The organism is Saccharomonospora iraqiensis subsp. paurometabolica YIM 90007, from assembly GCF_000231035.2.
GTDB classification, from domain to species: domain Bacteria; phylum Actinomycetota; class Actinomycetes; order Mycobacteriales; family Pseudonocardiaceae; genus Saccharomonospora; species Saccharomonospora paurometabolica.
Window position 1 is genome coordinate 289,746 of sequence record NZ_KI912250.1, and the last position, 5,698, is coordinate 295,443.

Annotated in this window: 6 protein-coding genes and 1 pseudogene; 3 read left to right on the forward strand and 4 right to left on the reverse strand. The window is 71.5% G+C overall.

Annotated features, from left to right (window positions below):
- From SACPADRAFT_RS33160 to SACPADRAFT_RS34125, 3 genes and pseudogenes are all read right to left on the reverse strand, one after another.
- The coding region (locus SACPADRAFT_RS33160; RefSeq protein ID WP_233357202.1) for a hypothetical protein at positions 1-774 on the reverse strand (774 nt) is incomplete at its 3' end.
- A 254-nt stretch (positions 775-1,028) separates the two neighbouring features.
- A complete protein-coding gene (locus tag SACPADRAFT_RS28445) occupies positions 1,029-1,397 on the reverse strand; it encodes a hypothetical protein (RefSeq protein WP_007026222.1) in 369 nt (122 codons plus the stop codon).
- 205 nt (positions 1,398-1,602) lie between these two features.
- Positions 1,603-1,860, reverse strand: a pseudogene (locus tag SACPADRAFT_RS34125) (Zn-dependent protease); the annotation flags it as partial.
- A gap of 85 nt (positions 1,861-1,945) precedes the next feature.
- Here SACPADRAFT_RS34125 and recQ point away from each other — a divergent pair.
- Both recQ and SACPADRAFT_RS0217565 read left to right on the forward strand, forming a co-directional pair.
- Positions 1,946-3,817: a DNA helicase RecQ gene (gene recQ, locus SACPADRAFT_RS0217560; protein ID WP_007026221.1), complete on the forward strand. Its 1,872-nt coding sequence runs from the start codon at positions 1,946-1,948 to the stop codon at positions 3,815-3,817.
- Between the two features lie 383 nt (positions 3,818-4,200).
- On the forward strand, positions 4,201-4,455 hold the full coding sequence (locus tag SACPADRAFT_RS0217565) for a hypothetical protein (RefSeq protein WP_007026220.1): 255 nt from the start codon (positions 4,201-4,203) through the stop codon (positions 4,453-4,455).
- Positions 4,456-4,561: 106 nt separating this feature from the next.
- On the opposite strand, the gene SACPADRAFT_RS0217570 is transcribed toward SACPADRAFT_RS0217565, so the two are convergent.
- Positions 4,562-5,365: a 3'(2'),5'-bisphosphate nucleotidase CysQ gene (locus tag SACPADRAFT_RS0217570; protein ID WP_028662545.1), complete on the reverse strand. Its 804-nt coding sequence runs from the start codon at positions 5,363-5,365 to the stop codon at positions 4,562-4,564.
- A 137-nt stretch (positions 5,366-5,502) separates the two neighbouring features.
- Between SACPADRAFT_RS0217570 and SACPADRAFT_RS28450 the strand changes: the two genes are divergently transcribed.
- The coding region (locus SACPADRAFT_RS28450) for an SDR family NAD(P)-dependent oxidoreductase (protein ID WP_007026218.1) at positions 5,503-5,698 on the forward strand (196 nt) is incomplete at its 3' end.

Below are 5,698 nucleotides of genomic sequence, written 5' to 3' on the forward strand. Positions count from 1 at the left end.
GACCCCGCCCTTCGGCGCGATGCCGACCTGGGCGTCCCCACCGTTGCGGTCCTGCCAGTCACCGGCGTCGCCGCCGCCCGGGACGGGCACCGGTGCGGAGCCGCCGCCGGGACGGCCGCCGCACCGCCAGGTCAGCGAGATCTCGTCCGAGTTCTCGGCGAAGGTGAGGCCGTCCCGCAGCTGCACGAGGTACGACCAGTAGCGGCCGTCGACCTCGTCCTGGTGGGCGCCCTCCAGGATCTCGAAGTCCGGGGAACCGACGCCCCGCGGCTCACCCGCGGCACAGGCGATCAGGAGGAAGCCGAGGCCGCGCTCCGGGTCGATGTCGATCCCGTAGGCGACGTCGTCGACGTAGTCGGGCTCACCGCCGGCGGGCGGTTGCGTGGGCTGCGTCGTGGTTCCCGGGTCGGAGGGCTCGGTCGGGTCCGTGGGCTCCGTCGGGTCCGTGGGCTCGGTCGACTCGGTCGGGTCCGTCGGCTCGGTCGGATCCGTGGGGTCCGACGGGTCCGTCGGCTCGGTCGGATCCGTCGGCTCGGTGGGATCCGTGGAATCGGTCGGGTCCGACGGGTCCGTGGACTCCGAGGGCTCGGTCGGATCCGTCGGATCCGTGGGCTCCGTCGGGTCGTTCTCCGTGGTCGACTCCGCCGGTGCGGACGTGGTCTCCGGTGGCGTGGAGTCTTCCTCGGCCGTGGCGGAGACCGGGACGGTCACGGTTCCGGCCATCACCATTCCCGCGAGAACGGCCCCCACGAGGTGACGTCTCGGCTTTCTCACATTCTTCTCCCATTCCCCGGTGCCGGTCGGCGCGGCGACCGGACGGTGTACGACGGGGTCGGTGCGCCGGACATCGGCGACGTCGACGACCCGAAAACCCCCCCAGTTCGGATGTGCCGGACATCCTGCCGCACACCCGCCCGGAAGGTGAAACCGATTCGGAGTGAAGAACCTCATCCGTCGCTGCGGTAACGAAAATCCGTCCGCGACCGAAAGGGCCGCCGCCCACGGCGGCGGCCGTACCCGCCCGTCGTTCAGCCGTCCCGGCCGGTGAACCGGCTCCACACCTTGTCCGCCGCACCGGACATCGCCTCACCGACATCCGAGAACACCCGCACCAACGGATCGGTCGAGGTCGTGAACGAGTCCCGGTAGGAGCGCGCGGCCCCGGCCAGATCCCGCATCCAGTTCGACTGCGGTTCGTCGTCGTGCCGCCGCGGATACTGCCCGGCGAGAATGTCGCGGTACTCCGCCGAGGCCGCCCACCGCTGCAACTGGGCGGCACGGACGACGGCGAGCGGATGGCCCATCAGCTCCACGTTGCGCACCTTCGCCAGGCTGTCCCGGATGTCGTCGACGGACTCGTACTCCTCGGCCTGCCGCAGGAACGCGGAAACGTCCACCTCGGACGGATCCGGACCGCCCGCGAGCAGCAGGTGTGTCCGCAGCGCCGCCGCGGAGTCCTGGCCGCACAGCTGCTGCGGTTGCTGCGGCTGCAGGACTCGCTGTCCTGGACCCCCGCGAGTGCGCTGGGGCTGCGCGCGGTGCTGGCGGCGCTGCACGAGTGGTATCGCAAGGCCGAGTTGTCGTGCGACCGTGCGGGGCTGCCAGCACCCGCGCGCACTCGGTCCGCACGCGGTCCAGCTCCGGGTACTGGGTCGGCCCGACCCGGACGGCCGAGCCCAACGCCATCAGCCGCTCCCCGCGCTCGTGGAAGAAGCCGGCCACGGCCTTGACGACCTCGCCGAATCCGGCAACGGAGCGCAGCGTCGCCAGCGCACCCCGGTCCACCGGGTGCTCGTAGGCGCGGGGGCTGAGGTCCGGAAACCGCACCACGGACGGACCGTTGCCGTCGACAATCGTCATCGAACGCTTCCTTTCGTCGCCCGCGACAGCCTAGAAGCTCGTCACCGCGCCCGGGGGTGGATCGACCACACCTAGGATCGACGGCGTGCGCACTCCCGAGACGACGCAACAGGTGCTCAAGCGGGTCTTCGGCTACGACTCGTTCCGCGACCACCAGCAGGAGGTCGTCGACCACGTGACCGCGGGCGGCGACGCCCTCGTGCTCATGCCGACCGGCGGCGGCAAGTCGCTGTGCTACCAGGTCCCCGCCCTGGTTCGGGAGGGCGTGGGCGTGGTGATCTCGCCGCTGATCGCGCTGATGCAGGACCAGGTCGACGCCCTGCGGGCGCTCGGCGTGCGGGCGGGCTACCTCAACTCCACCCAGGACCCGGACGAACGCCGCACGGTCGAGGCCGAGTTCGTCGCGGGCGACCTCGACCTGCTGTACCTCGCCCCGGAGCGGCTGCGGTCGGAGAGCACGGCACGACTGCTCGAACGTGCGCCGATCTCGCTGTTCGCCATCGACGAGGCGCACTGTGTCTCGCAGTGGGGCCACGACTTCCGCCCCGACTACCTTCAGCTTTCCGACCTGCACGAACGCAGGCCGGACGTGCCGCGCGTAGCGCTGACGGCCACCGCGACCGCCGACACCCGGGCCGAGATCGCCAGCCGGCTCCGCCTGACCGACGCCCGGCACTTCGTGGCCGGCTTCGACCGGCCGAACATCCGGTACCGCATCGTCGGCAAGACCGACCCGCGCAAGCAGCTGCTCCGGCTGCTCACCGACGAGCACCCGGGCGACTCCGGCATCGTCTACTGCCTGACCCGCAAGTCGGTCGAGGAGACGGCGTCCTTCCTCGTCGACAACGGGATCGAGGCGCTGCCGTACCACGCCGGACTCGACGCGGGTGCCCGCGCGCGGCACCAGGCGCGGTTCCTGCGGGAGGACGGTCTCGTGGTGGTGGCCACGATCGCCTTCGGCATGGGGATCGACAAGCCCGACGTCCGGTTCGTGGCACACCTCGACCTGCCCAAGTCGGTGGAGGGCTACTACCAGGAGACCGGCCGGGCCGGGCGCGACGGCCTGCCCGCGACCGCCTGGCTCGCCTACGGGCTGCAGGACGTGGTCAACCAGCGCAAACTGATCGACTCCTCGGACGGGGACGCCGCGCACCGCAGGCGGTCGGCCGAGAAGCTCGACGCCATGCTCGCGCTGTGCGAGACGGTCGAGTGCCGGCGTGCGCACCTGCTCGCGTACTTCGGCGAGTCCGCGGGGCCGTGCGGCAACTGCGACACGTGCCTGACCCCGGCCGAGTCGTGGGACGGCACCGTCGCCGCGCAGAAGCTGCTGTCCACGGTGGTCCGGCTCCGGCGCGAGCGGCGGCAGAAGTTCGGTGTCGGGCAGATCGTCGACATCCTGCGCGGCAAGCGCACCACGAAGGTCGCCCAGCACCGCCACGACGAGCTGTCCGTGTTCGGCGTGGGCGCCGACCTCGGCGACGCCGAGTGGCGGGCGGTGGTGCGGCAGCTGCTCGCGCGCGGGTTGCTCACCGTCGAGGGCGACTACGGGACGCTGGTGACCACCGACAGCTCCGACGAGGTGCTGTACCGGGGCCGCACGGTGCCGATGCGGCGCGAACCCGCCCGGACGGTGAGCGGCTCCGGAGCCGCCCGCGGGAAGGCCGACCGTGGGGCCGACGGGAAACGGCGGGTCGAGACCGCCGAGCTCGGCGCCGAGGACACCGCGATCTTCGACCGGCTGCGTGCCTGGCGGGCGGAGGCGGCCAGGGAGCAGGGCGTGCCCGCCTACGTCGTCTTCCACGACGCCACGCTGCGCGAGATCGCCACCCGCCGTCCGGCGTCGTTGTCCGAGCTCGGAGAGGTCGGCGGGGTCGGGGAGAGCAAGCTCGCCCGCTACGGCGAGCGGGTCCTGGACGTTCTGGCCGACGACTCCGCCACCGGGGCCGCCCGGACGTGACCGTGGGGGGCCGGGGGAACACCGGATGCGATGATCTCCGCCCTCAGGCGTCCGCAATCTTCACCCTATCGGACCATTTGCTATTTCCCCGGACAGTTCTTCTGTGTAGCCACTGAGCCACCGGAACGAGTCGCAGGGTCTTACCGACTGGGTTGCTTACTACTGTGAGTAGCACGCGCGCGGACGTGATTTCGCTGCTCAACCCGCCAATCCCCGCCAAACAAGAACACAATGTGACGTGGGGCACCACGTATCCGGGTGACGACACGGCATCGCATTTTGCCGTGTGTGACGTTCCGGCGGCTTGTAACTTCGTCGTCGGTTGCGGTCAGAAATCCAGCCGCAGCAGAAGACATCACTCGAGTCGATAGGAATGGGTTAAGGTGTTCAAGAAGTCTGCAATTGTCGCCACCGCCGCGGCCGGCCTGCTGGCGATCGGCTCGCCCGCCCTCGCGACCACCCCCGGAGACGAGACGAACGTCGAGGACAACACCAGCCAGTTCGGGCTGATCAACGTTGACGACGTCCTCAGCCACAACAACATCGGCATCTGCGACGTGCTCGACGTCGGTGTCGGCATCCTGGGCGTGGGCAACAGCCAGGGCAACTCCACCTGCATCGCCACGGCGGAGAACTGACCGTCGCCCGAACCACGGGTGGGAGGCCGATCGGCCTCCCACCCGTTTCCATGTCCGGCCCCGGACACACGCCCGACCGCCGCCCGGTTCGTGGACGCAGCGGCGGTCAAATGTCGTTCGTGTCCGTCGTGGCCGCGGCCACCGCGGACAGCAGGTCGCCCGCGAGTCCGGGGCGGCAGATCAGCAGATCGGGCAGGTACGGGTCCGGCGCGTTGTACCGCAGGGGGGAGCCGTCGATGCGGGAGGCGTACAGCCCCGCCGCGTGCGCGACGCCGACCGGGGCCGCCGAGTCCCACTCGTACTGCCCCCCGGCGTGCAGATAGGCGTCCGCCTCCCCACGCAGCACGGCGACGGCCTTCGCCCCCGCCGATCCCCTCGGCACCAGATCGGCGTCCAGACGCGCGGCGACCGCGTTCGCGAAATCGGGTGGACGTGTGTCGCTGACGAGAATACGGACCCGATTCCCGGGTATTTCCGCGCTCGCTTTTCCGACGGCGATGTCGTCGGTCACCAGGACCTCGCCCGAATCGGGCCGGGCGACGGCCGCGGCGATGATTCCGGTCCCCGGTTCCCGCGCCGCGGCCGCGGCCTCCCACAACGCCACGTGCACCGTCCAGTCGGGCCTGCCGAGGCCGTACTCCCGGGTGCCGTCCAGCGGGTCGACGATCCACACCCGCTCCGCCCCGAGGCGGCGCCGGTCGTCGGCCGACTCCTCGGACAACACCGCGTCGCCGGGCCGCTGCTCCCGCAACGACCGCACCAACAGCTCGTTCGCGGCCGCGTCGCCGCGGCGGCCCAGCTCCTTCGGATCCGTGGCCACGGCACCGGCGGGAACGTCGTCCCGCAGGCGGCGCAGCTCCTCCCCCGCCTGTTCGGCGAGCCGGGCGGCGAGTCGCGCGTCTGTCGTCACACTCCGCAGCCTAGCCCGCCCGGCCCCGGCGGACGGGACCACGGCGACGCCCACCGGGCCCGTCCCGCCGAACGCGATTGCGGGGCCCTCCGGTGGGTAGGTCCCGTACAACAGGACCGAACGCCGGGAGGGCGATGATGGCGTCTCCGTTGGCCGTGGTGACCGGGGCCTCCGCCGGGATCGGGCGGGAACTGGCCCGGGAGTTCACCCGCCATGCCTACGACCTGGTGCTGTGCGCCGAGGACGCGCGCATCGAGGACGTCGCCGCGGAGCTGCGGGGCGGGGGCGCGCGGGTGTGGGCGGTGCGGGCCGACCTGGCGACCGGCGACGGGG